Origin of the sequence: Nocardia sp. SYP-A9097, assembly GCF_009649815.1 — a bacterium.
In the GTDB taxonomy this organism is placed as follows: domain Bacteria; phylum Actinomycetota; class Actinomycetes; order Mycobacteriales; family Mycobacteriaceae; genus Nocardia.
This window is the reverse complement of record NZ_WJIC01000002.1, coordinates 547,059-572,318: the sequence shown is the minus strand read 5'-3', so window position 1 is coordinate 572,318 and position 25,260 is coordinate 547,059. Positions and strand designations below refer to the sequence as shown.

Sequence of the window (25,260 nt, the reverse complement as noted above, 5' to 3'; positions counted from 1 at the left end):
GGGCACCTACCGCTCAACGGATGCCCTGTAATGCCGAATTGAGTGTGGTGGATCGAGGCTCGACAACAATCGAACCCTTCTGCGCCAGTTGCCAGCCCGGTTCATGTGTCAGAGGTTGTCGATCGCGGTACTTAGATCATCGCCGTAGCTCGACCAACACAGAATAGGTTCGTCCGGAGTGGCTCGTTGGCCCATGTACCACTCACCGTCATCGACGCAACGTGCGAGGTACAGACCGGAGAAGTCCACGATGAGGTCGATATTCAAGGGGACGCTCTGGTCAGGTTCGTTGGGGGCTAGATACACCGGCGTGCTTGGGTCCAGCAATCGCGCGGCGCCATCCCGCGAACGTCGCCGCACATCTCCAATGGTCCAGCCATCTGGAAGTGGCGTGTTGTCGTCGACGTTCTCCGTACTCACCATGAACATCCTGTCATGCCACATACCGCGCTGACCGAACCGGCCAACCCGGGGCATCGGAAGATCGACGGGCAGAGCGTCGTATGGCCGGCGGCAGTGTTCGCTCATGCTGATGTGAGATGAGTTGTGGTACAGGCCATCCGGAATGTTGTGAGGTATGCCTTAGCTTGGTGAAAGACACCGCCTCATGTCACGTGGACGCCGGAATCACACTTCTAACGGCCACGGCTAGTTGGGCACCTACCGCTCAACGGATGCCCTGTAATGCCGATGTCAGTGCCTTGACGGCACAGCGCAACCTTCATGACACAGGGGCGTCTTCGTGCGCATGTGCAAAGGTGATCGGCGACCTCGAAGCGGGCGTGTGAGCGCGACGCCGGACTATGGGCAACCGCTCAGATCGATGTCGAGTCGTGCAGATCTTCGACCCGGACAGGTTCATGGTTAACGAAAACCACTGCCACGCCGTAGGGTTCGCAGATCGGCAATCCGCCCTCGACGAAGCGCAGGAGCCATTCGATGCTGTCGTAGAAGTTGAGCTGGGGGCGGTCGACCGGGAACGTCGTAGGATCGAACCGCTCGAATCGACGCACGCCCGCGGGTGTCGAACCGAAGGACGCGGGGTCGGCGATCAGCTCGGTGTGAAGGAATCGCAGGCCGAGTAGCAGGTAATGGTCCATGTCGCCCAGCACCGTCGCGATCAGCGCCGAATCGGCGGACCGCCCCTCTGGGAGAAGTACATTCACCTCGACCGGATCGTCGAACAGACTGCTGCTGATCGCGGCCGGTGGAGACCAGATGCTCTCGCCTTCGGGCCCTGGTTGAGCTGTGAACGGTCCGAAGCCTGCGATGAACACGACGCCATCATAGGGACCGCGCGAGGTGGACTGGCCTACTGCACAGAATGTCCTCTCCTGCTGCATACCGCGCTGACCGAACCGGCCAACCCGGGGCATCGGAAGATCGACGGGCAGAGCGTCGTGTGGCCGGCGGCAGTGTTCGCTCATGCTGATGTGAGATGAGTTGTGGTACAGGCCATCCGGAATGTTGTGAGGTATGCCTTAGCTTGGTGAAAGATACCGCCTCATGTAGCGTGGACGAATTGTGAAGCTCTCCAATCAGGTTCTGAATCGTACGTTGCTCGCGCGACAGCACCTGCTGGAGCGCAGCACGCGCACCGCGCCGCAACTCTGCGATCACCTGATCGGATTGCAGGCGCAGGACATGCTGCCGCTGTTCATCGCATTGTGGAGTCGCACAGTCGATTTCGACCCGGCCGTGGTGTCGGTGGCACTGGATAACCGGTCACTGGTGCGAATCACCTTGATGCGCGGCACCATTCACCTGGTCACCCCGGCGGACGCCTTGTGTATCGCGCCGCATATCCAGCCGGAGCTCGAAAAGATCCCGTTCCGTAAGGGATTCAACTTCGGCGCCATGGTCGGCCTGGATCCGGACGAGGTGCGCGCCCACGGCGAACAGGTGCTCGGCGACGAACCCATGTCCGCCGCCGATATGCGCGCCCGGGCCGCGGCGCTCTACCCCGACCGCGATCCGGGCGCGGTGCTACAGACCTGGCTCTACCAGCTCCCCGTCCTGCAAACCCCGCCGCGCGGGCGCTGGCGGGACAGCAGCCGCCCGGTGTGGTCGCGTGTGGAACCCTGGCTCGGCACGGGTCTCGACCACGACTACCCGCTCGAAGAACTACTGCTCCGCTACCTGCGCGCCTTCGGCCCCGCCACCACCATGGACATGCAGACCTGGTCCAAACTCACCGGCATGAAAGCCGCCGTCGCGAAACTCGGCGACCGCGTCCGCACCTACACCGACGACCGCGGCCGCACCCTCTACGACGCCGCCGACGCCGAACTCGCCGACCCGGATCTGCCCGCCCCCGTCCGACTCCTGGGCTGGTACGACAATGTCCTGCTCTCCCACCAGGACCGCACCCGCATCATCCCCGACGGGTCCGCCCCACCCCTGCGCGCCTTCGCCTCCCAGGTCTCCGCCATCCTCGTCGACGGCTACCTCGCCGGCCTCTACAAGATCTTCCCCACCGCCGGCACCGCCCGCCTGCGCATCAGCCCCACCCGGGAATGGACCCGCGCCGAACGCACGGCAGTGGAAGCCGAAGCCCACGCCCTACTGGCCTTCGTGGAACCCGACCGCACCCCCACCGTCGAAATCCTCACTCCGGGAGCAGATCTCAAACCCTGACGGGTCGGCTCAGTGCGAATTCCGGTACGCCGGAGCCTTGCTCGACCCCGCCGGGGTGAGCGTCCGGAGCAGCGGGAGGGTGCGCTGCGGAACCACCGTCGACAGCACGATCACGCTGTGCGACCGCGAGATCGAGGAGCTGCGGTCGATGCTGAGCAGCACGCTCTGCAATCCGGCATGTGAATCCGCCCCGATCCGGCACAGCACATCACTGGAACCGGTGGTGGCGTACGCCTCCAGGACCCCGGGAATCGCTTCCAGATCCGCGGCCACCGCCTCCAGCGCACCCTGGGCGATTTCGAGCGTCACGAACGCCTGCACATCGAAACCCGCTGCGGTGACATCGATTTGCGGATCATAGGAGGCGATCACACCCGCCTCCTCCATGCGCGCGATACGGGATTGCACCGTCGCGCGCGCGACTCTGGTGCGCCGCGACAGCTCCAGAATCCCAGCCTTCTGGTACTCGTGCATTGCGGTCAGGATGGCCAGGTCGAGTTCGTCCAGCTTGGCCGGAGTGCGTGCCATGGCGGGACCTCCGCTTCGGGGTGATGAGGTATTCAAATTGTCCAGCACCAGCCCGGAAATGGTGGCGTAATCCGCCAGGGTGTCTACGAGAACTCGCCGATATTGCTCAGCAGACCCGCCCGGCGATTTGCTGGATACATGAGCATCGAGGTTGCTGGACAAGACACCGAAGATCTTCGCCGACTGGTGGGCCTGATCGATCATGACGCGGCCGCCGACCCCTTCCCCGTCATCGGCTGGGACGCCCTGGTCTGGACGGTCGGCAATGCCACCCAGACCGCCCACTTCCTGGAATCGGCCTTCGGTATGCGGCTGGAGGCGTACTCCGGCCCCGAAACCGGCAATCGCGACCACAAGTCCTACGTGCTGCGCAGTGGCGGCGCTCGTTTCGTGGTGTGCGGCGCGGTCGATCCACAGAGCCCACTGGTCGCCCATCACGATCGGCACGGCGACGGCGTCACCGATATCGCCCTCGAGGTCCCCGATGTGGACCGCTGTATCGCCTGGGCGCGTACACATGGCGCGACCATCCTGGTCGAACCACACGATGAGACAGACGATTTCGGCACCGTTCGCTCCGCCGCCATCGCCACCTACGGCGAAACCCGGCATTCACTCATCGACCGCTCCCGCTACGACGGCCCCTACCTGCCCGGATTCATCACTCGCCGTTCCCGATTCGAGCCGCGCACCGGTGCGCCCAAACGCCTCTTCCAGGCCATCGACCATGTGGTCGGCAATGTAGAGCTCGGGCAGATGGACGAATGGGTCGAGTTCTACCGCCGCGTCATGGGTTTCGAGAACATGGCCGAATTCGTCGGCGACGATATCGCCACCGAATACTCCGCGCTCATGAGCAAGGTCGTCGCCAATGGCAATCACCGCGTGAAATTCCCGCTCAACGAACCGGCGGTGAGCCGCAAGAAGTCTCAGATCGACGAGTATCTGGAGTTCTACCGCGGCCCCGGCGTCCAGCACATCGCGCTGGCCACCGGCGATATCCTCACCGCCGTCGACATCCTGCGCCGCGAGGGCGTCGAATTCCTGGACACCCCCGACACCTATTACCAAGACGCCGAACTCCGTTCGCGCATCGGCCACGTCCGCGTCCCGGTCGAGGAATTACAGAGCCGCGGCATCCTGGTCGACCGCGACGAGGACGGCTACCTGCTCCAAATCTTCTGCAAACCCATCACCGACCGCCCCACCGTCTTCTTCGAACTCATCGAACGCCACGGCTCCCTCGGCTTCGGCAAGGGCAATTTCAAGGCCCTTTTCCAAGCCATCGAACGCGAACAGGAGGCCCGCGGAAACCTGTGAGCGGTTGGGCGCCAACGGATCTGAAGTGGGATGAGCGCCGACCTGGGGAGGGATACCGCTGATGTGGACTCGCATCTGGATCGCATGGATCGCACTGATGCCGGCAATGTTGGTTACCGGTGCGGTGCTGATGTTCGCCACCGACGACAACGGCCATTGGGGTCGTCTGCTGTGTCAGATCGTCGTGGTGGCAACGCTGGGAGTCGGTTTCGTCCGGGAGCGCAGGCGCCGGGCGCAGCGATAGCGGCTGCCGCGCTGATCACGGCCGCGTCGCGCCCCACCGCGCACTCGTCGGTAGAGTCTGCGGCATGCGGATGACGTCGGCGATTGTCACGGGGCTGAGCCTCGCGCTGCTGCTGTCGGCCTGTGGGGGAAGCGGTGATTCGGACACCCCGAGCGGACCCTTGCGCCCACCCCCGAAGGTGGCGACACTGGGGCCGTTCGTGGGCGAATGCGGCCACCTCACCGACGATGAAGTGCGTGATCTCGGCGGACTGGGCACCGTGTCCCGGGCATTCAAGAACGCGGTCGGCTGCAATTGGCAGGCCGCCGGAATGAGCTCGGCCAGCGTCACTTTCGCCTCCTACCGGGGCAGTCCCATCGACCGCGAGAAGGCATGGGTGGCCAGCGTCGGCCGCAATCCGCAGACCATCGACGTCGGCGGTAAGAAGGGCTTCCAGGCCCTGGACCCGAGCGGCGGCGTCTGCGATCTCGCCGTACAACTCGATGACGACTTCTTCGAATGGTCCATGTCCTACGGCGCCTTCGGCCCGGGCAATATGGGCAATCCGTGCGACCGCACCCACAAGATGGCCGAACTGACCGTGCAGAGGCTCGGATGAACCCGCGCATTCGCGGTGGCGCGGCCGTGCTCGCGGTCCTCGCGCTGGGCACCGTGCTCACCGGTTGCGGCAATACCGTGCCCGGCACCGCACTGCCCGCGGGCGGCACCACCACCGACGGCGGTGGCAAGATCAATACCAAGTTCGACAAACTGCTCCGCGAGTGCGAGGTGGTCTCGCTCGACGACATCGGTAAGACCGTCGGCGAAGGCACCTACGTGAACCCCTCCTTCAACGGAGCGGTCTGTATGTGGGATCTGGACGGTGGTACCGCCGGAAGCGGCATGGTGACCCTCAGCTGGTACGAGGAGGGCTCGCTCGCCAATGAGAAATCCAATAACGACAAGCTCGGCTATGTGACCAACGACATAACCGTGCAGGGTCGGCGCTCGCTGGAGACCCATCGCCCCAATGACCCGGATTCGTGTGGTGTCAGCGCACCCGCCGCGGACACCGGGATCGTCGGCTGGTGGGTGAACTATCGCAGTGGTTCCAGTCATGGAGATCCGTGCGAAGCGGCCCGCAAGCTGGTGGAGTTGACTCTCAACCTTGCGCGATAACGGCTCTACCAGGTCCGGTTCGCGGACCCCTTTTTGCCCCCTGTAAAGGGTGCGGGTATCGTGGACCGCTGTGCCCGGAAGCATTCGGGCAGGTTTGTGTGCAGTACGTAGGCCAGCGAGAGCGGCTGACCGTTCCAGCGTGCCCGGATTTCGGACACCGCGCTGCTCATGACACGCCCGACCTCGTGGTGAGGAAATACTGCGGGAACTGGGCGAGAAGCTCGAATGACAAAGACATGAAGTTCCAGACACCTGGTTACTAATAAGGAAAGCCGGTCTATGCCAACCATCAACCAGCTGGTCCGCAAGGGTCGTCGCGACAAGGTCTCCAAGACCAAGACTGCGGCCCTGAAGGGGAGCCCGCAGCGTCGTGGCGTGTGCACCCGCGTGTACACCACGACCCCGAAGAAGCCGAACTCCGCGCTGCGTAAGGTCGCGCGTGTTCGCCTGACCAGCGCGGTCGAGGTCACGGCGTACATCCCCGGCGAGGGTCACAACCTGCAGGAGCACTCGATGGTGCTCGTCCGTGGCGGTCGTGTGAAGGACCTCCCGGGTGTGCGCTACAAGATCATCCGCGGTTCGCTCGACACCCAGGGTGTGAAGAACCGCAAGCAGGCTCGCAGCCGCTACGGCGCCAAGAAGGAGAAGAGCTGATATGCCACGCAAGGGCCCCGCACCCAAGCGTCCGCTGATCAACGACCCGGTCTACGGGTCCCCGCTGGTCACTCAGCTGGTCAACAAGATCCTGCTGGACGGCAAGAAGTCCACCGCCGAGCGCATCGTCTACGGTGCCCTCGAGCAGGCGCGTGAGAAGACCGGCACCGATCCGGTCGTCACCCTCAAGCGCGCGCTGGACAACGTCAAGCCCGCCCTCGAGGTGAAGCCCCGTCGTGTCGGTGGCGCCACCTACCAGGTGCCGGTCGAGGTCCGTCCGGGCCGCTCCAACACCCTCGCGCTGCGCTGGCTGGTCAACTACTCCCGCGCCCGTCGCGAGAAGACCATGATCGAGCGTCTCGCCAACGAACTCCTCGACGCCAGCAATGGCCTGGGCGCTTCGGTGAAGCGTCGCGAGGACACCCACAAGATGGCCGAGTCGAACCGGGCCTTCGCGCACTACCGCTGGTGATTGGACGCCCGGCCCCTCCGTTCGGATGGTCCGGGAGTCGAGTCACAGTCCGGCGCGGCAAGCAGCAGCCGCAAGGCACGCGAGCACCGCGCCGGGCGTTGACACAGTGATGACCGCTGGAGAAGCCAGGGTCGTTCCCGAAGATCCCAACTAGCTACGAGCGGGGAAGATTTCCGTGGCACAGGACGTGCTCACCGACCTCAACAGGGTCCGCAACATCGGCATCATGGCGCACATCGATGCCGGTAAGACGACGACCACCGAACGCATCCTCTTCTACACCGGCATCACGTACAAGATCGGTGAGGTGCACGACGGTGCAGCCACCATGGACTGGATGGCCCAGGAGCAGGAACGCGGCATCACGATCACGTCGGCCGCGACGACCTGTTACTGGAACGACAACCAGATCAACATCATCGACACCCCCGGGCACGTCGACTTCACCGTCGAGGTGGAGCGTTCGCTCCGCGTCCTCGACGGCGCCGTCGCGGTGTTCGACGGTAAAGAAGGTGTTGAGCCGCAGTCCGAGCAGGTGTGGCGTCAGGCCGACAAGTACGACGTTCCGCGTATCTGCTTCGTCAACAAGATGGACAAGCTGGGCGCGGACTTCTACTTCACTGTCCAGACCATCAAGGATCGCCTGGGCGCCCGCCCGCTGGTGATCCAGCTCCCGATCGGCGCCGAGGATACCTTCGAGGGCATCGTCGACCTGGTCGAGAACAACGCCAAGGTGTGGCGCGGCGAGACCAAGCTCGGCGAAGAGTACGAGGTCGTCGAGATCCCGGCCGATCTCAAGGAGCGCGCCGAGCAGTACCGTCAGGAACTGCTCGAGACCGTCGCCGAGTCGGACGAGTCGCTGCTGGAGAAGTTCTTCGGCGGTGAGGAGCTCTCGATCGAGGAGATCAAGGGCGCCATCCGCAAGATGACCGTCGCCTCCGAGCTCTACCCGGTGCTGTGTGGCTCGGCGTTCAAGAACAAGGGCGTTCAGCCCATGCTCGACGCCGTTGTCGACTACCTGCCGACCCCGCTCGACGTGGAGTCTGTGCAAGGCCACGTGCCGGGCAAGGAGGACGAGGTCCTCACTCGCCGTCCGTCCGTCGAGGAGCCGTTCGCGGCGCTGGCGTTCAAGATCGCCACGCACCCGTTCTTCGGCAAGCTGACCTACGTGCGCGTGTACTCCGGCCGGGTCGACTCCGGCGCCCAGGTCATCAACGCGACCAAGGGCAAGAAGGAGCGTCTGGGCAAGCTGTTCCAGATGCACTCCAACAAGGAGAACCCGGTTCCCGAGGGCGTCGCCGGCCACATCTATGCGGTCATCGGCCTCAAGGACACCACCACCGGTGACACCCTGTGCGATCCGCAGAACCAGATCGTGCTCGAGTCCATGACCTTCCCGGACCCGGTTATCCAGGTCGCGATCGAGCCGAAGACCAAGGCCGATCAGGAGAAGCTCGGCGGCGCGATCCAGAAGTTCGCCGAAGAGGATCCGACCTTCAATGTGAAGCTGGATCAGGAGACCGGCCAGACCATCATCGGTGGTATGGGCGAGCTCCAGCTCGACATCTACGTGGACCGCATGAAGCGCGAGTTCAAGGTCGAGGCGAACATCGGCAAGCCGCAGGTCGCGTACCGCGAGACCCTCACCAAGGCTGTCGAGAAGCACGAGTACACCCACAAGAAGCAGACCGGTGGCTCGGGCCAGTTCGCCCGCGTGATCATCGCTCTGGAGCCGTTGACCGACGCCGAGGACGGCGCGACCTACGAGTTCCAGAACAAGGTCACCGGTGGCCGTGTGCCGCGCGAGTACATCCCGTCCGTTGACGCAGGTATGCAGGACGCCATGCAGTACGGCGTGCTCGCGGGCTTCCCGCTGGTCAACATTCGGGCCTCGCTGCTCGACGGCGCCTACCACGAGGTCGACTCCTCGGAAATGGCGTTCAAGATCGCCGGTTCCGCTGCACTCAAGGAAGCGGCTCGTAAGGCCGGTCCGGTGATTCTCGAGCCGCTGATGGCAGTCGAGGTCATCACGCCCGAGGATTACATGGGCGAAGTGATCGGCGACCTGAACTCTCGCCGTGGCCAGATCCAGGCCATGGAGGAGCGCAGTGGTGCCCGTATCGTCAAGGCGCTGGTTCCGCTGTCTGAGATGTTCGGCTACATCGGTGACCTGCGGTCCAAGACCCAGGGCCGGGCCAACTTCTCCATGGTGTTCAATTCGTACGCAGAGGTTCCGGCCAATGTGTCGAAGGAGATCATCGCCAAGGCGACCGGCGAGTAATTCCGGTTACCTGATCCACCCCCTGTAATAAACCACCGCACTGCTGCAAAAAAGCACGCACTTAACTAGTCCAGGAGGACCACAGTGGCGAAGGCGAAGTTCGAGCGGACGAAGCCCCACGTCAACATCGGCACCATTGGTCACGTCGACCATGGCAAGACCACGCTGACCGCGGCGATCACCAAGGTGCTGGCTGACAAGTACCCGACCCTGAATGCGGCGTTCGCGTTCGATCAGATCGACAAGGCGCCGGAGGAGAAGGCTCGTGGTATCACGATCAACATCTCCCACGTCGAGTACCAGACCGAGAAGCGCCACTACGCCCACGTAGACGCCCCGGGCCACGCCGACTACATCAAGAACATGATCACCGGTGCTGCGCAGATGGACGGCGCGATCCTGGTCGTGGCGGCCACCGACGGCCCGATGCCGCAGACTCGCGAGCACGTGCTGCTCGCCCGTCAGGTCGGCGTGCCGTACATCCTGGTCGCGCTGAACAAGTCGGACATGGTCGACGACGAGGAAATCCTCGAGCTCGTCGAGATGGAGGTCCGCGAACTGCTGGCCGCTCAGGAATTCGACGAGGATGCGCCGGTCGTGCGCGTCTCCGGTCTGAAGGCGCTCGAGGGCGACCCGAAGTGGACCGAGTCCATCGTCGAGCTCATGAACGCCGTCGACGAGTCGATCCCGGATCCGGTTCGTGAGACCGAGAAGCCGTTCCTGATGCCGATCGAGGACGTCTTCACGATCACCGGTCGTGGCACCGTCGTCACCGGTCGTATCGAGCGTGGCATCGTGAATGTCAACGAAGAGGTCGAGATTGTCGGTATCAAGGAGAAGACGACCAAGACCACGATCACCGGCATCGAGATGTTCCGCAAGCTGCTCGACAACGGCCAGGCGGGCGACAACGTCGGTCTGCTGGTTCGTGGCATCAAGCGTGAAGATGTCGAGCGCGGCCAGGTCGTCGTGAAGCCGGGCACCACCACTCCCCACACGGAGTTCGAGGGCCAGGCGTACATCCTGTCGAAGGACGAGGGCGGCCGCCACACCCCGTTCTTCAACAACTACCGCCCGCAGTTCTACTTCCGTACCACGGACGTGACCGGCGTCGTTACCCTCCCCGAGGGCACCGAGATGGTCATGCCCGGCGACAACACCGAGATGACTGTCAAGCTCATCCAGCCTGTCGCCATGGAAGACGGCCTGCGTTTCGCGATCCGTGAGGGTGGCCGCACCGTCGGTGCCGGTCGCGTCACCAAGATCATCAAGTAAGACCTGGTTCTTACTGAAAAGGGTCGTTCCCCTCGGGGAGCGGCCCTTTTCGCTGTCTGCGAGACTTCTCCCGTGCGCCCACCTCTGACCGTCGCCACCGCTCAGATCGCCTGTGTCCCCGGCGATATCGAGGCGAATATCGCCCGCCACCTGCCATTGCTCGCCGAGGCCGCCCGGGCAGGGGCTCAGGTGGTGCTCTTCACCGAGCTTTCGCTGGTCGGCTATGAGCTGGAGTTGATCGCTCGTGATCTCCCGGAACTCGCTGTGACGGAGGCGGATCCGCGCCTGGATGCGCTACGGACGGCCTGCGTCGAGTACGGCGTACATGCGATCGTGGGTGCGGTGACGCCGACCGCGACCGGATATGCCCTGTCCTCCTTGGTATTCGACGATCGCGGCGAGTTGATCGCCAGCTACGCCAAACATCATCTGCACGGCCGCGAGATCGAGTTGTTCGAACCGGGCAGCGCGCACCCGATTGTCGAAATCGCGGAATGGCCGCTCGGTCTTGCTATTTGCGCCGACCTCAACTATCCGGAACATGCCCGTGTCACGGTTGCCGCGGGTGCGGTCGTCTATCTCGCGAGCGCTCTCTATACGACCGGTGCGGAAGATCGGCGGGACAACCACCTTCGCGCCGCGGCATTCGAAAACAACTGCTGGACAGTACTTTCCGCCTACGCGGGACAGTGTGAACTCGGTCCGACCACCGGTGGCAGCGGTATCTGGAATCCGGGCGGTATCCTGCTCGGCCGAGCGGGCACCGACACACCCGCTCTCATCACCGCAACGCTGACTTAAGCGTCCTGCGCCACGGGGATTTCCCCGGTGTCGGCGGGCAGCGCGCCTAGCAGTCGCCCGGAGTCGAAAGTGGCTGCGGCGGTGGGGAGTTCGGCGGGGCGGCCGCTGGCCAGGACGCGGAGTGAGCCGGTGCCGGTGGTGGGGCGGTCGAGGGCGTCCATGCGGCGCAGGGTTTGGGCGGCTACGGCTTCGGCGCTGTCGAAGACTCGGATGCCCGGGGGGAGGGCGGCGAGGATGGATTCCAGGACGAGGGGGTAGTGGGTGCAGCCCAGGACTATGCCTTCGGTGTCAGCGGGGGTGCGGGCGGCGGCGCTGGTGATGGCCTCGGTGATGGCGGGCAGGTCGCCGCGGTCGATGGCGTCGGCGAGGCCGTGGCAGGCGACGCCGATGACTTCGGCCGCGCCGGCGAAGCGGGTGATGAGGTCGGCCTGGTAGGCGCTGGCGGTGGTGGCGGCGGTCGCCCAGACGGCGACTCTCCGGCAGGCCGCGGCGGCGGGTTTGATGGCGGGGACGGTGCCGATGACCGGTATGCCGGGGCCGACTTCGGCGCGCAGCGGTTCCAGTGCGGTGACGCTGGCCGTATTGCACGGCACCACAATGACTTCCGCGCCTTCGCGGAGGGAGGCGCGGGCGGTGTCCAGGACGCGGTCGATGACCCACTGCTCGGGTTTGGGTCCCCAGGGTGCGCCGTCGGGGTCCATTTGCAGCAGTAGATCGATATCGGGCCGCAGCTTGCGCAACCACGCCCCCGTGGGCAGCATCCCCAGTCCGGAATCAATGAGCGCGACGATCACAGCTGTCACGGTAGTGAAAGCCTGCGCGCGCCCGCGAACCGCGGGTCCGGATTGCGGCTTTACCCGGAAGGTAATTGGGTTCGGTGCGGGGCGGTTCTACCGTTCGAGGTGGTCGCCGGGTGCTGGCGACCGGTTCGAGCGAAGGAGTGTCTCGTGTCCGCCTATGGCTTCGCGCATCTGCGGGATCGGCGTCCGCATCCGGAGATTCTGGAGTATCTGGAGCGTATTCAGGACACCCTGGATCCGTTCGCGGGCCGCTTCGTCATTCACGGTCCGCCGGTGGAGGTGGTGGAGGGGGAGTGGCCGGGCAGCATGGTGTTGCTGGAGTTCCCGACCCTGGAGCGGGCGCGGGCCTGGTATCGCTCGCCCGCATATCAAGAGATCTTGCATTTGCGCGCCGATCACATCGACGGTGACCTGTTGTTGATCGAGGGTGTCGGCCCGGATTACGACCCGCGTGAGCGTGCCGCCAAGCTTCGGGCGCAGAGTCGGCCGCGCTGAGTTCGGTTCAGCCGACCGGGGTTTGGTGTGTGGCGGCGAGCTGTGCGCGCGTCTTCATGACCTTGCCGGTCATGCCGGCGCCGACGACCGCGACGAGTGTCCCGTCCCGGAACAGGTGGGCCAGGAATTTGCGTCCCTTGTCCTCGACGATCTGTACCTCGTCGGCGAGTGCGGGGCTGCCGAGCACCTGGATCTTCACGTCGTACTGATCGCTCCACACGTAGGGAACCCGTACGGCGGCAGGCGGTTCCACCTCGAGCAGGGCGCAGGCGAGCAGTTGCGCCTGTTCGCCCGCATTGGTCCAGTGTTCGACGCGCTTGTTGCGTCCGGTGTCGAGTCTCCAGGCGGCCACATCGCCGACGGCCCAGACGCCGTCGACACTGGTGCGCCCGACCTCGTCGGTGAGCACGCCGCCGCCGTCCGCGGGTGCGGCCAGGGGGATGCCGGAGTCGGCGAGCCAGTCGGTGACCGGTATCGAGCCGACGCCGATCACGACGAGGTCGGCGTCCACGACGGTGCCGTCGCCGAGTCGCACGCCGCGCACCGCGGGCCGCGAATCGGACTGTGCGGCAGTCGAATCGGTGATCAGTTCCGCGACGCCGACCCCGCAGCGCACGTCGACGCCTTCCTCGCGGTGCATGCGCGCCACGAGTGCGCCGATCTGTTCACCGAGGGCGGCGGCCAGGGGAGTGGCCTGTGGTTCGACCAGCACCACGTCGACCCCGCGCGCCCGGAAGCTCGCTGTGAGTTCGCAGCCGATGAATCCCGCGCCGACGATGACGGCCCGTCGCGCGGTCGCGAGGTCTTGACGCATTCCGTCGGCGTCATCGTGGGTGCGCAGTACGTGTACGCCACCGGCGTCGGGGAAACTGGGAATGCGCCGGGGCCGCAGTCCGGTGGCGATGATCAGCCGGTCGTAGCCGAGGCTGCTGCCGTCGCTGAGCGCGACCTGCCGGGCCGCGATGTCGACACCGGTGGCGCTGACCCCGAGCCGCAGGTCGATGTGGTTTTCGGGGAAGAATTCGGCGGGTCGCAGCGCGGTGTCGTCGATTTCGCCGCGAATGAACTGTTTGGACAGTGGCGGCCGGTCGTAGGGTGCGCGGTTCTCGTCGCCGAGCAGGGTGAGTTCCCCGGTGTAACCTGCGCGTCGCAGTTCCTCGGCGGTCCGTAGTCCGGCCAGTCCGGCGCCGACAATTAGAACGTGTTCTACCGAGTGCGACATGCAGCTCACCATATCGGTTCCGCAGGGGCCTTGACGCTGTGTCACGCGCCACATCCGATCAGGTGCTGAATCGTAGCCGAGCATTTATTGATCGGGCGGTCAATCAGGACTAAACCGGAAGGCAGGACATATCCTCAGCCTTTAGGAGGCACCCCATGTTCACCGAGAGCCGTACCCACGCGGTGACCGTTATCCTCGGCGCCATCGCCGCCCTGTCGCCCCTGTGGGTCGTCCACAGTGACAAGGCCATGTGGTCCCTGGTCGTGCTTGGCGTACTGATCGCCTTCACCGGCCTCGGCCTGACCGCCAATCTCGTCGACGGTATCGCCGACTACGCCCTTGCCGTACTGGGCGCACTGCTGTTCCTGTCCCCCTGGGTGATGGGCTTCGATTCCTACAACGGAGCCTCGTGGACCGCATGGGTCGTGGGCGCGCTGAGCGTGGTCATGGCACTGTCGGCCATGCCGGCGGTGACGGGACGTCTGCACCTGGGTGCCAGCCACTGATGCAGATGCATCGACCGGGAGCGGGGCGCCGCCGGACCAGGAAGCTGGACGGCGACGCCCGTCAGCTCATTCTCGATGCCGCGGAAAAACTGTTCGCGGCACAGGGATTCGATGCGACTCCGACGGCCGCGATCGCCACGGCCGCCGAGGTCCCCAAGGGTTTGGTCTTCTATTACTTCCCCACCAAGGACGCGATTCTGTCGGCGCTGATGGCCGAGCGCGTTCCGGCGCAGCCCATCGATGACATCGATGCGCTGGTGGCTCCCGGTGATCCGGTGAAGAGCCTGGTGAATCTGGATGCGGCGCTGAATCTCCGGGACAGTCGTTCGGGGGTGTTGCGGGTGATCATGTGGCGTGAGGCGGATACGCATCCGGATGTGCGTAAACAGTTGCGGCGCATGCGAGATCAGATGCTCGATATCACCGCGCGGGTCTTGCAGGCGAGTGCGCCGGATCCGGTGCAGCCGAACACTCTGCGCGCTTGTGCGGCGGCGTTCGTCTCGGCCATGTTCGCGATCGCGAGTTCGGATCGGTTGCACGCGCTGGATGGTCTGACGCTGCCGACCTCCGATGAGATCTTCAATGTGGCGCAGGTGGTGGCGGCGGGTATGACACAGCTCGGCTGATTTGCTGGCGTGTCACCACGCGTTCTCAATCTCTCCGCACGACACTCGATACGGGACACAGTCTGTCGCATATCCAGCGAATTCATGGCGGAGGCACAATGAGAGCTAAATGGTTGCTGCGCAAGCTCAGGTTTATCGGCGCGGTCACGGTGGGGTGTGCGATTGTCGCCACCGCCCCGGCCGCGACGGCTGATCCCATCTACCCCCAGCCCGATCCGGACCCGTTCTACGCGCAGCCCGCGGATATGGCGAACTATCAGCCGGGTGATGTGATCGCCTCGCGAATCATGCCGCCGCTGTTGTTCTTTCCCGACACCACGGTGACGGCGATCAAGTTCCGTTCCACGAATTCGCAGGGTGCGCCGATCGCGGCGATCACCACCGTGCTGACCCCGCGCGAGCATCAGCCGGATGGTCCGGTGCTGTCGTATCAGCACATCATCAATGGTCTGGGCAGGGAGTGCGCGGTGTCGCGGGTGCTGTTCACGGCGGATCCGAATCTGTTCGTGAAGGAATCGATGGCCTTGAATGTGGCGCTGCGGCGCGGTTGGTCGGTGGCGCTGCCGGATCATCTGGGCCCGAATTTCGCCTATGGCGCAGCCAAATTGGGTGGTCAGATCACCCTGGACGGTATTCGCGCGGTACAGCGGCTGCCCGAACTGCAGGCGGCGAACAGCCCGGTGGCCATGGCCGGATACTCCGGTGGCGGGATGGCGACCGCGTGGGCGGCGGCGCTGGCCCCGACCTACGCCCCCGAATTGCGGATCGCGGGTGCGGCGGCCGGCGGGGTGCCGATGAATATGGTGAAGATGGTGAGTGCGCTGGGCCTGCAACCGCATCCGGCGTTCGGGCTGGCGATGGCGGCGGCGATCGGGCTGGAGCGGGAGTATCCGGATCGGCTGCCGATCAGCACGCAGATGAATCAGCTGGGTCTGGCGGCGCGTAATGCCATGGCCGATGGCTGCACCAACGAGATCATGGCGGTCGGCGCGGGGCACAGTGCCGGCGAGTTCGCGGCAAGCACCTCGATGATCGATGATCCGGGTGCGCGGGAGGTGCTGGAGGAGAACAGTCTGGAGCTGTTCGACGGGGTGCCGAATATGCCGGTGTTCGAGTGGCATTCGCCGAGTGATCCGCTGATTCCGGTGGATGCCATAGTCAATACCGATCACCGCTATTGTGCGGCGGGGGTGCGCTTGGAGATGGATATGAACGGTGCGCCGGAGCATCTGTCGGCCGCGGTGTTCGGAATGCCGTCCGCGCTGGCGTGGGTGGATGCGCGTTTGCGGGGTGAACCGGCGCCGTCGAATTGCTGAGCTGAGGTCAATGCCCCAATACCGTTGCTCGTGAATCGCTTTCGCCGCGGCCCGACTCGCATGGGCCGCGGCGGCACGGTAAGAATGTCGCCCATGGATGCCGATTTCACCACCGGGTTGGGTTCGTCCCTGAACTCCCGCCAGGAGAGCTACCGCCTTACCCATCCGGAGGGCTCCGACCAGGGCTCTTCCGTCAATCCGGTGCTGACCGGCATCGACACCGGCTCGCCCGCGACCCTGGGCCGCACGGCCCTGGATCAGCCCGAGCAGCCGGTGCAGTGGTCGTCTCCGATGACCCGCCGCACCACCGAATCCGATTCGCCGCCACGCCGTTCGGTGCAGGATTTCGCCGCGGCGCCGCGGCTGTCCACATCGGAGGTGGATACTCCGCGTCGTTCGGTGCAGGATTTCGAATCCGCGCCCACCTTCACCGCGGATTTCGGCTCCGCCACCAATGGTCACGCGGCCACGAATGGTCACGCGGTCACCAACGGTCATGCCGTTCCCGAGGCCGAACCCCGCCGCGCGACACAGGATCTCGAATCCTCGCGCCGCGCCGCGCAGGATCTGGAGGCATCATTGCGCCGCGCCTCCGATCTGGAGGCCGCGGCCCGTCGCGCGGCGGCGGATTCCGAACCCGCCGCGCGCGTGGCGGCACCGGACTCGGAACCGTTGGCGCGCCTGGCTGCCCCGGAAGCAGAACCCGTATCGCGGATTACCGCGGCCGACCTGGAACCGTCTTCGCGCCTTGCCGTCCCGGATGCCGAGTCGGTATCGCGGCGTGCCGCCCCGAACGGTGCGGCGTCCGCGCACCGTTCCCTGGCGGATCTGAATTCGTGGTCGAGTCACTCCGCCGCCGAACTGAACTCCTCCCTGGCTCGTGATGCGCGCGAGTCGAATTCGACGTCGCGTCGTGCCGCACCGGAATCCAATTCCACGTCGCGTCGTGCCGCACCGGAGTCGAACTCCACGCCGCGCCGCGCCGCGCCGGAGTCGAATTCCTCTGCCAACCATGCCGCTCCGGAGTCGGCGCCGTCCTCGGGTCGGCGCGCCGCTCCGGAACCCGAACTGCCGCAGCCCGCTCCGACCGCGGATGGTGCACGGGCGCAGGAGTTCCGGGCCGAGGATGCGCCGAATATCGATCTGCACCACATCATGCGGCTGCTCGTCGCCAGCCATGATCTGGATGTGGCGGCGCAGGCCGCCGAGGCGGGTGTGGGCTCGGTCGCCGAGCTGGCGCAGGCCGCGCGCCGAACCCGCAGTGCCGCGGTGGATCTGGTGGCTGCCTGGTACGGCGGCCCCGATCATATGCGTCGATTCGGCGAGGTGCTGTTACAGGCCGCGGCTGAAACCGCTTGACGCCGAGCATCGTTCGGTACGCGACCTCACAGCCAGCGTTGTACGCCGCCGTGATGGGAGCAGGTGCCGCTACGGTGCTGGCTGAATGAATATGTGCCGTCGCCGCAGAGGGCGGTGGCACCGGAGGGGGCGGCGGGCGCGGATGCCGGATCGTGCACGCAGTCGCCGCTGGAATTGGTGTAATAGCCTGGGCCGCAAGAGGCTACGGGGGCGGGTGGCGAGTCCGGTTGCGGGGCATCGGTGGTCGTTACGACTACCGGCGGTGCGGCGGGAATCGGCCGCTGCGGCAAGGCGAGTGGGGCGATCGCGCTGGGCGCGGCGGTGGTGACCGGTGCGGGCGAGGTATCCGGGGCCTCCGGCATCGTGGATGCGACCGGGACCGCCGAGCTGATCGGGGTCGCCGAGGTGACGGTTGTGGTGGGGAACGGGGTCGCGGACACCACCACGGGATGGGTCGGGGTGGGTAGTGCGGTGGTGCTGGTGGCGGAGCATCCGATAAGTGCGAAAAAGCCGAGTACAGCGGTGATTACGCCGAGGGCGCCGCGTCCCGTTATGCGCATTTGAGTGTCTCTCCAGGAGGAAGGTCACGCGGGATACGCGGCCTGTGCTCCGGGCATCGCGACCCGCCGGGCTGCCATTACCGCATTCGGCGTGGGGGCGGGTTCGTGTCGGTCGGGTGTTCGATCATGGGGTGGTGACCGGTGAATTGATCGCGGCGGCGGTGCGGGCGGAATTGGCGAAGGTGGCCGATGCGGGGGATGCGGTGCAGCTGCGGCGGTTCTTCAAGACGGGTCCGGGGGAGTACGGCGAGGGTGATGTGTTCATCGGGGTGCGGGTGCCGAAGACGCGTGCGGTGGTGAAATCCTTTGCGGGGATGCCGCTTTCGGAGATCGATGTATTGCTCGACAGTGCGGTGCACGAGCATCGGCTGGCGGGTTTGGTGATTTTGAATGGGGAGATGGCGCGGGCTTCGCGTAAGCGGGGTGTGGATGTGGCGGCGCAGCGCCGGATCGTGGAGCTGTACCTGGCGGCGGTGCGGCGCGGCCGCGTGAACAACTGGGATCTGGTGGATGGGTCGGCGGAGTTCGTTCTGGGCCCGTGGTTGCTGGATCGGCCGCGCGATGTGCTGTTCGAGTTGGCGGGTACGGATTCGCTGTGGGAGCGGCGGGTGGCGTTGTTGACGACTTTCGCCTTCATCAAGGCGGGGGATACCGGGACGACCCTCGAGCTGTGTGAGCGGTTCCTCGCGGACAGGCGCGATCTGATCCAGAAGGCGGTGGGCTGGATGCTGCGCGAGATCGGCAAGCGGGTCGATCGCGCGATTCTCACCGGGTTTCTGGATGCGCACGCGCCGGCTATGGGCCGGACAGCTTTGAGCTACGCCACAGAACACCTGACTTCGGAGCAGCGGGCGTACTATCGATCGCTGCGCTGAGCTGCGCGATCGTTATAGCGCGCGGCGGCTTCACGGCCTCCCGGATCCAATTGTTCATCTTCAGTTTGAGCTGCGTTAATTTGCCGCAACCATTCTGTGACTTGTCAGGAACAGACCGCACGTTCTGTTATAGCCAGACGTACTCGACCTTCATGCGGAATCCACCCGCATTACGAGACGCCCTCCGGCGGCGGTGTTCACAACACAAGTCAGCAGGTCATCGAATGAGAAAACTGTTCCCCCTTGTCGTCCTCGCCGCGCTCGCGGTGGTGCCCGCCGTCTCCGCGCATGCCGATGTCCCCGGTGTGCCCGCGGAGCTGCAGCAGCCTGTTGAGCAGGTGCAGCAATTCGCTCACACGCTGCCCGCGCCGCAGCAGGATCAGATCCGCCAGTTCGTGCAGACGCTGCCCGCGCCGTACACCGAGCTGCTGCCGCCGACCTTCTCCGACGATCTCGACGGCTGGATCAAGAACGCCCTCTACGTGATGGGTAAGAACAACATTCCGGGCGATTACGACAGCATCTTCCGGAACATCATTCGCGAGTCCGGTGGCAACCCCCGAGCCATCAACCTCTACGACTCGAACGCGGCCGCGGGCATCCCGTCCAAGGGCCTGCTCCAGGTCATCGACCCGACCTTCCAGGCGTACCACGTGGAGGGCACCTCCTGGGATATCTGGGACCCGGTCTCGAATATCACCGCCGCGTGCAACTATGCCGCGCACCGCTACGGCAGCATCGCCAACGTCTTCTCGGCGTACTGAGTTTTCCCACCTCTCGGGCGGACTTGTCCCACAACGGATTCGGCCGACGCATCACCATGCGGCGGCCGAATTCCTTTGTCCCAGTTCAGAACTGGATCTTCAGGCGGTCCGTGACCGGCCGCGCCTGGCAGCCCAGGATGTACCCGTTGGCAATGTCCTCGGGGTCGAGGATCTCGGCGTTCTCCATCTCGACGCTGCCCTCGACGACCGTGCACGCGCACGACCCGCACTCGCCTTCGAGGCAGGAGTAGGGCACGTCCAGACCCTTCGACAGCATGATGTCGACGAGCGTCTGACTGCGCGGCCACTCGAGTTCGTGTGTCTCCCCGTCGAGTTCGACCTCGACGGTGGCCGCGTCGGCGGCTTCCTCATCGCTGATCTCGGCGGGCGCGGTATCGGCGAACGGATCACCGGAGAGCGAGTTGAACACCTCGGCGTGAGTTCGATTGCGCGGCACCTCGTTCTGGGCGAGCGCGTCGTGTACCCGATCCATGAACGGCTTGGGCCCGCACATGAACGCCTCGTATCCCGCGTAGGGCGCGGTGAGGGTGGCGAGTGCGTCGGCGGTCGGCAGTCCCTGTAGCGGCTCGAGCCAGTGGATGACGGTGAGTCGCTGTGGATGCTTGTCGGCGAGTTCGCGCAGTTCGGCGGCGAAGATGACGGATTCGGCGTCGCGGTTGGCGTACACCACCACCATCCGCCCATTGCCCCGCGCGAGTGCGGATTTCAGGATCGACATGACCGGTGTGACGCCGGAGCCGGCCGCGAACAGGAGCAGATCCTCGTCGAGGTTCTTGGGTGTGAAAACCCCTGAGGGCGGCAGTACTTCGATCTCGCTGCCCGCGGTGAGGTTGTCGCACACCCAGTTCGAGCCGTATCCGTCGACGGTGCGCTTGACCGTCACCTTGGGCTTGTCGTCGGTATGCGGTGAACTCGCGAGCGAGTAGCAGCGCGCGACGGACCCGGTGAGGTCGCTGGGGATGCGCAGGGTCAGGAATTGGCCCGGCTGGTAGGTGAAGCGTTCGCGCACGTCCTCGGGGACGTCGAATACCAGCGATACCGAATCGGCCGTCTCGTTGATGACCGCGGAGACTCGCAGCACCACAGATCGCGAGCTGTGCGGTACGTCGACGGTGGTCATAGTGTCCTCTCGAACCCGGCGCGGTGTGGGATCCCGGCCCAGTGTGCCCAAACTAGAACGTGTTCTAGTTTCACTATACGTGGCTGTCTTGCTGCCGGACAAGCTGAGCCTCGAGACCGGCCACCAGCACATCCATCGAGAAGTCGTACGAGTACTTCCCGCGCAGGTCGCCCAGGTGTTTCATGGCCCGCTCGACGGCCTCGGGCAGGGCCCGATCCTGGAGTGCCCCGCGGTCGCGCGGATTCACCTTGCTGCGCCCGAAGAGGTAGGTGTGGATGGTCGCGTAGGCCGCGAGCACATTGCGTTCGTCGAATCCGGCGTCGAAGAGTATCTCCATCACCGCGGCGATCAGGTCGAGCTGTTTGCCCAGCATCTGTTCGATGAGGACGTCGCCGAGTCCGGGGTGGCGGCGCAATTTATCGTCGATCTGATCGATGAGGTCGCGCAGTCGCAGCTGCCAGGGCCCGAATTCCGGTGGCGGCTTGCGTACTCCGGTGAGTGCGGCGGTGGCGACCAGGTCGAGTAGCTCGCGTTTGTCCGCGACGTAGTAGTACGGGGCCATCGGTGAGACACCGAGTTCGCGGGAGAGCCGGCGCATGGAGAGTTTCTCCACGCCGTCCTGGCGGACCACCCGCAGGGCGGCTTCGACGATCTCCGCTTCGGAGAGAGTGCTGCTCCCGCCCCCGCTTGTCTGCATGCGTCCGACTCCCATACCACCTCGAGCACTCTTCGGTCGGCATCGTGGGTCCGGATTTCCGTCCCCTGCCTGTTCACCTGCCGGTTTTTCTGCCTCCGCAGTCTAGAGCGCCGGGTGTGGCGGCGGTTCCGCTGTGGGTGGAGCGCACGGACTTACCGGACTATCCGGATAGCGAGCGGCGCGCCAATCATGATTGCTGAGCGTGTGCTGACCTAGCATTCCAGGAATGCGCCATGATCGCCTTCCCGATGGTTTCGGGGTGCGGATCGATCCCAGGGTGCGCACTTACTCCGGCGGAAGGTTCCTGGTCGGCGGCTCGCCGAACAGGTTGCTCCGCTTAGCGCCGGAGGCTGCGGCCATGATCGGTGACGGGTACCTCGAGGTGACCGACCCCACGTCCGCTCGGGTTGCCAGACGTCTACTCGATTCCGGGGTGGCGAATCCGCGGCCGCGGCTGCTGCCTTCGCTGGAGGATGTCACCGTCATCGTCCCGGTGCACAATGACCCGGATGGCCTGACCCGGCTGCTCTCGGCGCTGCGCGGCTACACGGTGATCGTGGTGGATGACGGTTCGGATCGGCCGGTGCTGATTCCGCCCGCGCGCGGCAATCGCTGCCGGGTGACGGTGCTGCGCCGTGACCGGCGGCACGGCCCGGCGGCGGCCAGGAACTTCGGATTGCGGTGCGCCGCCACTGAATTCGTGGCGTTCCTGGATCCGGATGTGGTGCCGCGCACGGGTTGGCTGGAGGTCATGCTCGGGCATTTCAGCGATCCGAAGGTGGCGCTGGTGGCCCCGCGCATTCTGGCCATGGATCCGGATTCGACGCTGCTGGCGCGGTATGAGCACACCCGTGGTTCGCTGCATCGTGGTCGCCGGGAGTCGGCGGTGCAGGCGCACGGTCCGGTGCCGTATGTGCCGAGTACCGCGCTGCTGGTGCGCCGGCTCGCCTTGCTCGCCGAGGGCGGTTTCGACGAGGCCATGGCGGCGGGCGGGGATATCGATCTGTGCTGGCGGCTCGATCGCGCCGGGTGGCGGTTGCGTTATGAACCGGCCGCCCGGGTGGCGCACAGTAATCCGGTTTCGCTGCGAAAGTGGTTCGCGCACAAGGTGACCCACGGCACCGGGGTGGCTCCGCTGGGGCAGCGGCATGCGGGTATGGCGTCGCCGTTGTCGATTCCGATCTGGACGGCGGTGACGGCGCTGCTGTTCGGCACGCTCACCCGCTGGGGTGCGGCGGGCGGCGTCGTGACGCTGATCCTGACCCTGTTCCGGCTGCGCCGGGTCTTCGCCGAGCTCGACAATCCGACGCGGGTCTCCGCGATATATATGGCGCGCGGTTTCTCGGGCGGCATGTGGCGGCTGGCCTCTTCGCTGTGCCGCCATTACTGGCCGGTGACCCTGCTGGGCATGCTGTGCTCGCGCCGTATCCGTCATCTGGCGGTGACGATCGCGGTGGCGGACGGCCTGGCAGACTGGTTCATCCACCGCGAGGCGGGCAGCCTCGACCCGACCCGCTACGTGCTGTGCAAGCGCCTGGAAGATGTCGCCTACGGCACCGGCCTGTGGTGGGGTGCGGCCAAACTCCGCGATGCGGCCGCCCTGCGACCGACCTTGCCGCCCAACTGATTCCGCGAACCGCCCACCATCCGGTACCTGTCCCCGACCAGTCATCCGACCTGCCATCCGGCCCGTCATCCCGGCCTGGCCCCCGTCATCCCGGCCTGCGCCCTTCGTCATCCCGGCATGCTTTCGGCCGGGATCCACGCCCGCGGTGCCCCGCCCCTCGAATGCCGGAAAGTCGCACTCGCCCTTGGCAACCGCCGCGCCGATGATCGCCCGGTGCGGGCGGGCCGCTATCGTCCTCTGGCTCGGCCGTACACCGTAAGGGCCGGGCATGTCGCACATCAGAAATAGACGGGGCTCACATTCTGCGAGCCTCGGTTTCGGGTGTGACCTGCGGGACAAAGCAACGGCTTCGTAGCTGTGTGCGGGACCCCGTAGGTACTCTTTGGGTTCGGAAAGAAAGGCAAATGGTCAGCAATCTCGCAGGTGGGAGCAGTCCGCAGCACGGTGCCGAACCGGGCACTCAGTTGGGTGCGCTCGAGGCCTATGCCGCGCAAGCCCACGGATATCTCAGTGTGGGCGGCGAACAATTGGGTCAGCTGCCTGGTTTGTTGCGACCGATGGTGCTCGAGTCGTGGCTGCGCAGTGTGCGCGGCGGCGTCGATCCCATGGACGACAACGACAGTCGCGGACTGCGCGGCGCTGATCTGGAGCGTTATCGCGACGCCCATCCGATCGCGGCTGTCATGCCGCTGGTGGACAAGTTGCTGCTGCGTGATGCCACCAGTACGGGTCTGATCGTGGTGGTGGCCGATCAGTTCGGCCGGGTGCTGTCGGTGCACGGCAATTCGGATCGGGTGCAGGCGGCCGCCGAGGCCGGTTTGCGTGAGGGCAATGACCTGAGCGAGCGCCGCGTCGGCACCAATGCGGTGGGTTTGGTGGTGCGTACCGGCCGGGCGGCTTGGATCCACGGACCGGAACATTTCCTGCATCGCATCCATCAGATCACCGGAGCGGCTGCGCCCGTTCATGATCCGGACGGCCGTCTGGTGGGTGTGCTCATGATCGCGGGTGGGGTGCGGGTCGCGCGCCCGGAGATCCTGGCTCTGGTCAAAGCGGCGGCGACGGCGGCGGAGATGGATCTCCTTCTGGCGGCGGTTCGTTCAGGCCATGATCGCCGGTCGGGTGCGAATGCGCCCATGCCGGAGCGGCTGGGTCTGGAGGTGCTGGGCCTGGGTCAGCCGCAGTTGACGGTGGCGGGTGAGCGAGTTCCGTTGTCGCAGCGCCATGCCGAGATCCTATTGCTGCTGGCAGAGCACCCCGAGGGGTTGTCCGCCGATCACTTGGCCCTACTGCTCGATGACGCGGATCTGGACAACGCTACGATTCGTGCCGCCATGTCGCGTCTGCGCTCGGTGGTGGGCCCGAATGTGTTCGGTTCGCGCCCTTACCGTTTGCGGGTTCCGGTCGCCACGGATGTGGAGGCTCTGCGCGCCGCCCTCGATTCCGGGGACGTCGACGCGGCCGTGCGGCTGTACGCGGGTCCGGCCCTGCCGCGCTCGAATGCGCCGGGAGTTATAGACATTCGCGATGAATTGCGGGTGCGGTTGCGCACCGCCGTGTTGCGTTCCGGTGAAGCCGCCGTCCTGAGCAAGTGGACCGCGGGTGCGGAAGGCCGGGACGATGCGGCCGCGTGGGCGGCCTATCGTGCCACGGTTGACCGGGAGTCTCCGCTGTATTCGCAGATCGAGGCGAAGATCCGCGTGCTCGATCGGCGTCTGGGCGCCGATGCAACGCAGATGCAACGTTTCGACTCATAGTCTTCGAACCCGAAAGTGCGCCCGGTCACACCGGGGCTCTGACGTGTGGTTGCACCCACATTCTTCGCGGTTGAAGCGTAATCTCTGAAACCAACTAGACGCTCGTCCAACTTTTTTTCGGGAAAAAGTTCCGTTTTATTCACTT

The 25,260-nt window shown here is 65.3% G+C and carries 27 protein-coding genes; 19 read left to right on the top strand and 8 right to left on the bottom strand.

Features of this window, described 5'->3' with window-relative positions:
• Nucleotides 1-108: 108 nt before the first annotated feature.
• Together GFY24_RS06045 and GFY24_RS06040 are read right to left on the bottom strand one after the other, a co-directional pair.
• Nucleotides 109-423, bottom strand: a complete 315-nt coding sequence (locus GFY24_RS06045) for a hypothetical protein (protein WP_153803938.1) — start codon at nucleotides 421-423, stop codon at nucleotides 109-111.
• Nucleotides 424-815: 392 nt separating this feature from the next.
• A complete protein-coding gene (locus GFY24_RS06040; protein WP_153803937.1) occupies nucleotides 816-1,277 on the bottom strand; it encodes a hypothetical protein in 462 nt (153 codons plus the stop codon).
• Nucleotides 1,278-1,524: 247 nt separating this feature from the next.
• Between GFY24_RS06040 and GFY24_RS06035 the strand changes: the two genes are divergently transcribed.
• On the top strand, nucleotides 1,525-2,637 hold the full coding sequence (locus GFY24_RS06035) for a winged helix DNA-binding domain-containing protein (protein ID WP_309230516.1): 1,113 nt from the start codon (nucleotides 1,525-1,527) through the stop codon (nucleotides 2,635-2,637).
• Nucleotides 2,638-2,646: 9 nt separating this feature from the next.
• On the opposite strand, the gene GFY24_RS06030 is transcribed toward GFY24_RS06035, so the two are convergent.
• The gene (locus GFY24_RS06030; RefSeq protein ID WP_153803936.1) at nucleotides 2,647-3,165 is read right to left on the bottom strand and encodes an Lrp/AsnC family transcriptional regulator; all 519 of its coding nucleotides are present in this window, start codon (nucleotides 3,163-3,165) and stop codon (nucleotides 2,647-2,649) included.
• A gap of 138 nt (nucleotides 3,166-3,303) precedes the next feature.
• Here GFY24_RS06030 and hppD point away from each other — a divergent pair, with 138 nt between their 5' ends.
• The 9 genes from hppD (at nucleotide 3,304) to GFY24_RS05985 (ending at nucleotide 11,370) form a co-directional block, all read left to right on the top strand.
• Complete coding sequence (gene hppD, locus GFY24_RS06025) at nucleotides 3,304-4,485, top strand: 4-hydroxyphenylpyruvate dioxygenase (protein WP_153803935.1); 1,182 nt, start codon at nucleotides 3,304-3,306, stop codon at nucleotides 4,483-4,485.
• Between the two features lie 97 nt (nucleotides 4,486-4,582).
• Nucleotides 4,583-4,729: a hypothetical protein gene (locus GFY24_RS06020; protein ID WP_153803934.1), complete on the top strand. Its 147-nt coding sequence runs from the start codon at nucleotides 4,583-4,585 to the stop codon at nucleotides 4,727-4,729.
• A gap of 64 nt (nucleotides 4,730-4,793) precedes the next feature.
• A complete protein-coding gene (locus GFY24_RS06015; protein WP_153803933.1) occupies nucleotides 4,794-5,327 on the top strand; it encodes a DUF3558 domain-containing protein in 534 nt (177 codons plus the stop codon).
• Nucleotides 5,324-5,887, top strand: coding sequence for a DUF3558 domain-containing protein (locus GFY24_RS06010; protein ID WP_153803932.1), 564 nt, complete (start codon nucleotides 5,324-5,326; stop codon nucleotides 5,885-5,887). The genes GFY24_RS06015 and GFY24_RS06010 overlap by 4 nt, the downstream gene beginning before the upstream one ends.
• A 279-nt stretch (nucleotides 5,888-6,166) precedes the next feature.
• Nucleotides 6,167-6,541 (top strand): 30S ribosomal protein S12, encoded by a 375-nt coding sequence (rpsL, locus tag GFY24_RS06005; RefSeq protein WP_019049359.1) that lies wholly within the window; start codon nucleotides 6,167-6,169, stop codon nucleotides 6,539-6,541.
• Between the two features lies 1 nt (nucleotide 6,542).
• Nucleotides 6,543-7,013: a 30S ribosomal protein S7 gene (rpsG, locus tag GFY24_RS06000; protein WP_030525248.1), complete on the top strand. Its 471-nt coding sequence runs from the start codon at nucleotides 6,543-6,545 to the stop codon at nucleotides 7,011-7,013.
• A gap of 175 nt (nucleotides 7,014-7,188) precedes the next feature.
• The gene (gene fusA / locus GFY24_RS05995; RefSeq protein ID WP_309230515.1) at nucleotides 7,189-9,294 is read left to right on the top strand and encodes an elongation factor G; all 2,106 of its coding nucleotides are present in this window, start codon (nucleotides 7,189-7,191) and stop codon (nucleotides 9,292-9,294) included.
• An 84-nt stretch (nucleotides 9,295-9,378) separates the two neighbouring features.
• Nucleotides 9,379-10,569 carry an elongation factor Tu gene (gene tuf, locus GFY24_RS05990; protein WP_309230514.1) on the top strand — a complete coding sequence of 397 codons (1,191 nt, stop codon included), beginning with the start codon at nucleotides 9,379-9,381 and terminating at the stop codon, nucleotides 10,567-10,569.
• A gap of 72 nt (nucleotides 10,570-10,641) precedes the next feature.
• A complete protein-coding gene (locus tag GFY24_RS05985) occupies nucleotides 10,642-11,370 on the top strand; it encodes a carbon-nitrogen hydrolase family protein (protein ID WP_194852758.1) in 729 nt (242 codons plus the stop codon).
• On the opposite strand, the gene GFY24_RS05980 is transcribed toward GFY24_RS05985, so the two are convergent.
• Nucleotides 11,367-12,164, bottom strand: coding sequence for an aspartate/glutamate racemase family protein (locus GFY24_RS05980; RefSeq protein ID WP_309230513.1), 798 nt, complete (start codon nucleotides 12,162-12,164; stop codon nucleotides 11,367-11,369). The two genes, GFY24_RS05985 and GFY24_RS05980, sit on opposite strands and share 4 nt — an antisense overlap.
• A gap of 153 nt (nucleotides 12,165-12,317) precedes the next feature.
• Here GFY24_RS05980 and GFY24_RS05975 point away from each other — a divergent pair, with 153 nt between their 5' ends.
• Nucleotides 12,318-12,665 (top strand): DUF1330 domain-containing protein, encoded by a 348-nt coding sequence (locus GFY24_RS05975; RefSeq protein WP_309230512.1) that lies wholly within the window; start codon nucleotides 12,318-12,320, stop codon nucleotides 12,663-12,665.
• A gap of 7 nt (nucleotides 12,666-12,672) precedes the next feature.
• On the opposite strand, the gene GFY24_RS05970 is transcribed toward GFY24_RS05975, so the two are convergent.
• On the bottom strand, nucleotides 12,673-13,887 hold the full coding sequence (locus GFY24_RS05970; RefSeq protein ID WP_153803929.1) for an NAD(P)/FAD-dependent oxidoreductase: 1,215 nt from the start codon (nucleotides 13,885-13,887) through the stop codon (nucleotides 12,673-12,675).
• 155 nt (nucleotides 13,888-14,042) lie between these two features.
• On the opposite strand from GFY24_RS05970, the gene GFY24_RS05965 reads away from it, so the two are divergent.
• From GFY24_RS05965 to GFY24_RS05950, 4 genes are all read left to right on the top strand, one after another.
• Entirely contained in the window at nucleotides 14,043-14,393 is a 351-nt protein-coding gene (locus tag GFY24_RS05965) for an SPW repeat protein (RefSeq protein ID WP_153803928.1), read from the top strand.
• A gap of 5 nt (nucleotides 14,394-14,398) precedes the next feature.
• Nucleotides 14,399-15,019 (top strand): TetR/AcrR family transcriptional regulator, encoded by a 621-nt coding sequence (locus tag GFY24_RS05960; protein WP_153803927.1) that lies wholly within the window; start codon nucleotides 14,399-14,401, stop codon nucleotides 15,017-15,019.
• A 98-nt stretch (nucleotides 15,020-15,117) separates the two neighbouring features.
• A complete protein-coding gene (locus tag GFY24_RS05955; RefSeq protein ID WP_153803926.1) occupies nucleotides 15,118-16,335 on the top strand; it encodes a lipase family protein in 1,218 nt (405 codons plus the stop codon).
• Between the two features lie 93 nt (nucleotides 16,336-16,428).
• On the top strand, nucleotides 16,429-17,694 hold the full coding sequence (locus GFY24_RS05950) for a hypothetical protein (protein WP_153803925.1): 1,266 nt from the start codon (nucleotides 16,429-16,431) through the stop codon (nucleotides 17,692-17,694).
• Between the two features lie 26 nt (nucleotides 17,695-17,720).
• Here GFY24_RS05950 and GFY24_RS41675 read toward each other — a convergent pair whose 3' ends face one another.
• Nucleotides 17,721-18,254: a DUF3761 domain-containing protein gene (locus GFY24_RS41675; RefSeq protein WP_228566015.1), complete on the bottom strand. Its 534-nt coding sequence runs from the start codon at nucleotides 18,252-18,254 to the stop codon at nucleotides 17,721-17,723.
• A gap of 134 nt (nucleotides 18,255-18,388) precedes the next feature.
• On the opposite strand from GFY24_RS41675, the gene GFY24_RS05940 reads away from it, so the two are divergent.
• Both GFY24_RS05940 and GFY24_RS05935 read left to right on the top strand, forming a co-directional pair.
• Nucleotides 18,389-19,129, top strand: coding sequence for a DNA alkylation repair protein (locus GFY24_RS05940; RefSeq protein ID WP_309230511.1), 741 nt, complete (start codon nucleotides 18,389-18,391; stop codon nucleotides 19,127-19,129).
• Nucleotides 19,130-19,353: 224 nt separating this feature from the next.
• Entirely contained in the window at nucleotides 19,354-19,893 is a 540-nt protein-coding gene (locus tag GFY24_RS05935) for a transglycosylase SLT domain-containing protein (protein WP_194852757.1), read from the top strand.
• Between the two features lie 85 nt (nucleotides 19,894-19,978).
• On the opposite strand, the gene GFY24_RS05930 is transcribed toward GFY24_RS05935, so the two are convergent.
• A complete protein-coding gene (locus GFY24_RS05930) occupies nucleotides 19,979-21,034 on the bottom strand; it encodes a ferredoxin--NADP reductase (RefSeq protein WP_153803923.1) in 1,056 nt (351 codons plus the stop codon).
• A gap of 73 nt (nucleotides 21,035-21,107) precedes the next feature.
• Entirely contained in the window at nucleotides 21,108-21,731 is a 624-nt protein-coding gene (gene mftR2 / locus GFY24_RS05925; protein ID WP_153803922.1) for a mycofactocin system transcriptional regulator MftR2, read from the bottom strand.
• A 226-nt stretch (nucleotides 21,732-21,957) separates the two neighbouring features.
• On the opposite strand from mftR2, the gene mftF reads away from it, so the two are divergent.
• Complete coding sequence (mftF, locus tag GFY24_RS05920; protein WP_153803921.1) at nucleotides 21,958-23,358, top strand: mycofactocin biosynthesis glycosyltransferase MftF; 1,401 nt, start codon at nucleotides 21,958-21,960, stop codon at nucleotides 23,356-23,358.
• Between the two features lie 404 nt (nucleotides 23,359-23,762).
• On the top strand, nucleotides 23,763-25,115 hold the full coding sequence (locus GFY24_RS05915; protein WP_153803920.1) for a GAF domain-containing protein: 1,353 nt from the start codon (nucleotides 23,763-23,765) through the stop codon (nucleotides 25,113-25,115).
• Nucleotides 25,116-25,260: the final 145 nt, after the last annotated feature.

Bases quoted from the DNA above. Each gene is read 5' to 3' on its own strand.
- GFY24_RS05970 (WP_153803929.1), bottom strand. From the start codon at position 13,887: ATGTCGCACTCGGTAGAACACGTTCTAATTGTCGGCGCCGGACTGGCC.
- GFY24_RS05955 (WP_153803926.1), top strand. From the start codon at position 15,118: ATGAGAGCTAAATGGTTGCTGCGCAAGCTCAGGTTTATCGGCGCGGTC.
- GFY24_RS41675 (WP_228566015.1), bottom strand. From the start codon at position 18,254: ATGCGCATAACGGGACGCGGCGCCCTCGGCGTAATCACCGCTGTACTC.
- rpsL (WP_019049359.1), top strand. From the start codon at position 6,167: ATGCCAACCATCAACCAGCTGGTCCGCAAGGGTCGTCGCGACAAGGTC.
- GFY24_RS05930 (WP_153803923.1), bottom strand. From the start codon at position 21,034: ATGACCACCGTCGACGTACCGCACAGCTCGCGATCTGTGGTGCTGCGA.
- GFY24_RS06015 (WP_153803933.1), top strand. From the start codon at position 4,794: ATGCGGATGACGTCGGCGATTGTCACGGGGCTGAGCCTCGCGCTGCTG.
- GFY24_RS06020 (WP_153803934.1), top strand. From the start codon at position 4,583: ATGCCGGCAATGTTGGTTACCGGTGCGGTGCTGATGTTCGCCACCGAC.
- GFY24_RS05960 (WP_153803927.1), top strand. From the start codon at position 14,399: ATGCATCGACCGGGAGCGGGGCGCCGCCGGACCAGGAAGCTGGACGGC.
- GFY24_RS05965 (WP_153803928.1), top strand. From the start codon at position 14,043: ATGTTCACCGAGAGCCGTACCCACGCGGTGACCGTTATCCTCGGCGCC.
- GFY24_RS06030 (WP_153803936.1), bottom strand. From the start codon at position 3,165: ATGGCACGCACTCCGGCCAAGCTGGACGAACTCGACCTGGCCATCCTG.
- GFY24_RS06045 (WP_153803938.1), bottom strand. From the start codon at position 423: ATGGTGAGTACGGAGAACGTCGACGACAACACGCCACTTCCAGATGGC.
- GFY24_RS05915 (WP_153803920.1), top strand. From the start codon at position 23,763: ATGGTCAGCAATCTCGCAGGTGGGAGCAGTCCGCAGCACGGTGCCGAA.
- hppD (WP_153803935.1), top strand. From the start codon at position 3,304: ATGAGCATCGAGGTTGCTGGACAAGACACCGAAGATCTTCGCCGACTG.
- mftR2 (WP_153803922.1), bottom strand. From the start codon at position 21,731: ATGCAGACAAGCGGGGGCGGGAGCAGCACTCTCTCCGAAGCGGAGATC.
- mftF (WP_153803921.1), top strand. From the start codon at position 21,958: ATGCGCCATGATCGCCTTCCCGATGGTTTCGGGGTGCGGATCGATCCC.
- GFY24_RS05935 (WP_194852757.1), top strand. From the start codon at position 19,354: ATGAGAAAACTGTTCCCCCTTGTCGTCCTCGCCGCGCTCGCGGTGGTG.
- GFY24_RS05950 (WP_153803925.1), top strand. From the start codon at position 16,429: ATGGATGCCGATTTCACCACCGGGTTGGGTTCGTCCCTGAACTCCCGC.
- GFY24_RS06010 (WP_153803932.1), top strand. From the start codon at position 5,324: ATGAACCCGCGCATTCGCGGTGGCGCGGCCGTGCTCGCGGTCCTCGCG.
- rpsG (WP_030525248.1), top strand. From the start codon at position 6,543: ATGCCACGCAAGGGCCCCGCACCCAAGCGTCCGCTGATCAACGACCCG.